The sequence below is a fragment of the Bacillus sp. AY2-1 genome, assembly GCF_008368965.1.
In the GTDB taxonomy this organism is placed as follows: domain Bacteria; phylum Bacillota; class Bacilli; order Bacillales; family Bacillaceae_G; genus Bacillus_A; species Bacillus_A thuringiensis_S.
Map to the genome: position 1 here is coordinate 1 of NZ_QPEL01000269.1, position 2,463 is coordinate 2,463.

Consider the following 2,463-nt stretch of genomic DNA (forward strand, 5'->3'; position numbering starts at 1 on the left):
CATCTTTATTTAATAAAATACAGAATGAAATAGATATTATAAAAATCGGAAATACGAGACGTACTTTATCCTTCACTTCTTCTGTCGTATCTGTATGATGAAAATACTGCGTTATTCCTATCATTAAAAAAGACAAAATAATAACCGACAATAGTAAAGGTCCTGGCATTCCGATTTCTCCTTTCTCTATTTCTAATTCAGTGTAAAGTTTTTTATTACAATTGTACGATTCATTTTTTCTTCAAACACTCTTTTTAGAATTGATAATGAACAATTCACACCTATATAATAGCGTTTTTATCATTATAACTTCAAATAATTACACTTACAGTAATGTTGTAATATTCCCCCTTAGTCTCTGAAATCCTGCAAAGATAACTCGTCAAAATATGCGGTGACCAAATTAATATTTACCGTCAACTTTTGACAAAATTTATAAAGGACATTTCAGTACATATCAAGAATTAAGAATAAGAAGATATGTAAGGGAGGATGCATTATGACTGAACACGTTTTATTTTCTATTAGTGAAAACGGCGTTGCAACAATTACTTTAAACCGTCCAAAAGCACTTAATTCTTTATCTTATGACATGTTACAACCTATCGGACAAAAACTTAAAGAGTGGGAACACGATGAGCGTATTGCACTTATCGTGTTAAAAGGTGCTGGCACAAAAGGTTTTTGTGCAGGCGGCGACATTAAAACTCTTTATGAAGCGCGTTCCAATGAAGTGGCATTGCAACATGCAGAACGTTTTTTTGAAGAAGAGTATGAAATTGATACATATATTTATCAATATACAAAACCGATTATTGCTTGTTTAGATGGAATTGTAATGGGCGGTGGTGTCGGTCTTACAAATGGTGCGAAGTATCGCATTGTAACTGAGCGTACGAAATGGGCAATGCCAGAGATGAATATCGGCTTCTTCCCAGACGTCGGAGCTGCATATTTCTTAAATAAAGCACCTGGATATACAGGACGCTTCGTTGCTTTAACAGCATCTATTTTAAAAGCTTCTGACGTATTATTTATTAATGCTGCTGATTACTTTATGACATCTGATTCATTACCAGAGTTTCTTACTGAACTTGAAAGTGTAAATTGGCATAAAGAAGATGATGTACATACTAATTTAAAAGAAGTTATTCGTACATTTGCAACTGCTCCAAACTTAGAAAGCGAGCTGACTCCTTCATTAGAAGCAATCAATTCACATTTTGCTTTCGATACAATTGAAGAAATCATCCATTCATTGGAGAAAGATGAAAGTTCCTTTGCTCTAAAAACAAAAGAAACACTGTTATCAAAATCCCCTATTTCACTAAAAGTAACCTTAAAACAGTTTATTGATGGACAAGATAAATCCGTTGAAGAATGCTTCGCTACGGACCTTATACTTGCTAAAAATTTCATGAGACATGAAGATTTCTTCGAAGGAGTACGCTCCGTTGTCGTTGATAAAGATCAAAATCCGAATTATAAATATAAACAGTTAAGTGACGTTTCAGAAGAAGATGTGAATCGTTTCTTTAACTTACTTAATGCATAAAATGAAACTGTAATGCGTGGGTGTTTTGTTCATCCCCCACCTAACTTCTTTGCTTCAGCTAAATCTTGTGCGGTGGAAATCTTACTACCCGCAAATAGCGGGATAAAATCGAGGCTATATAGTAGTGTAATTACAGCTACTATATAGCCTTTGTAATTACAGCTACTATATAGCCATTTAATTGATTTTTAATAAAATTTAATTTTATTAAATACACTTTTGTGCTACACTGATTTTAATCAAATATTCTAAAAATAAAAAGGAGGGACGGCTATGATAGAAAATTATCTTCTTTTCATCATTATGTCTATTTGTCTTATCATTTTACCTGGTCCAGATACAGCAATGGCTACGAAAAATACATTGATTGCCGGTAAAGTCGGTGGAGTAAAAACAGTGTTCGGTACATGTATCGCGCTATTAATTCATACTTTAGCTGCTGTAATTGGTCTTTCTGCACTTATTGTAAAGTCAGCTCTTTTATTTTCTATTTTCAAGTACGTTGGGGCTCTCTATTTAATATATATCGGTATTAAAGCCCTTTTAGCAGTAAGAAATAAAGAAGGCGTAGATACAAATGATATATCTTTAAATAATGAAAACAAACATACTTCTTGCTTTCGCCAAGGATTTCTAACGAATTTATTAAATCCTAAGATAGCAGTCTTCTTTTTAACTTTTTTACCGCAATTTTTAAATCCAAATCATAATACATTTATTCAACTTCTTGTAATGGGCCTTACTTACCTCGTTTTAACCGCCTTTTGGTTTGCGTTTTATATATTTTTAATTGATAACATTAGTGCTTTTATGAAAAAACCGAAAACGCAACGTTATATTCAAGGGCTAACAGGAATCGTCCTAATTGGATTTGGTGTTAAACTAGCTTTTGAAAAAAGTAATTGATA

General features: G+C 32.7%; 2 protein-coding genes. Both read left to right on the forward strand.

Going from position 1 to position 2,463, the window contains the following annotated elements:
- Positions 1-499: 499 nt before the first annotated feature.
- Positions 500-1,555, forward strand: coding sequence for an enoyl-CoA hydratase/isomerase family protein (locus DN403_RS30170; protein WP_000134894.1), 1,056 nt, complete (start codon positions 500-502; stop codon positions 1,553-1,555).
- Between the two features lie 273 nt (positions 1,556-1,828).
- Positions 1,829-2,461 (forward strand): LysE family translocator, encoded by a 633-nt coding sequence (locus DN403_RS30175; protein WP_149186089.1) that lies wholly within the window; start codon positions 1,829-1,831, stop codon positions 2,459-2,461.
- Positions 2,462-2,463: the final 2 nt, after the last annotated feature.

Coding starts and splice junctions, on each gene's coding strand:
- DN403_RS30175 (WP_149186089.1), top strand. CDS start 1,829: ATGATAGAAAATTATCTTCTTTTCATCATTATGTCTATTTGTCTTATC.
- DN403_RS30170 (WP_000134894.1), top strand. CDS start 500: ATGACTGAACACGTTTTATTTTCTATTAGTGAAAACGGCGTTGCAACA.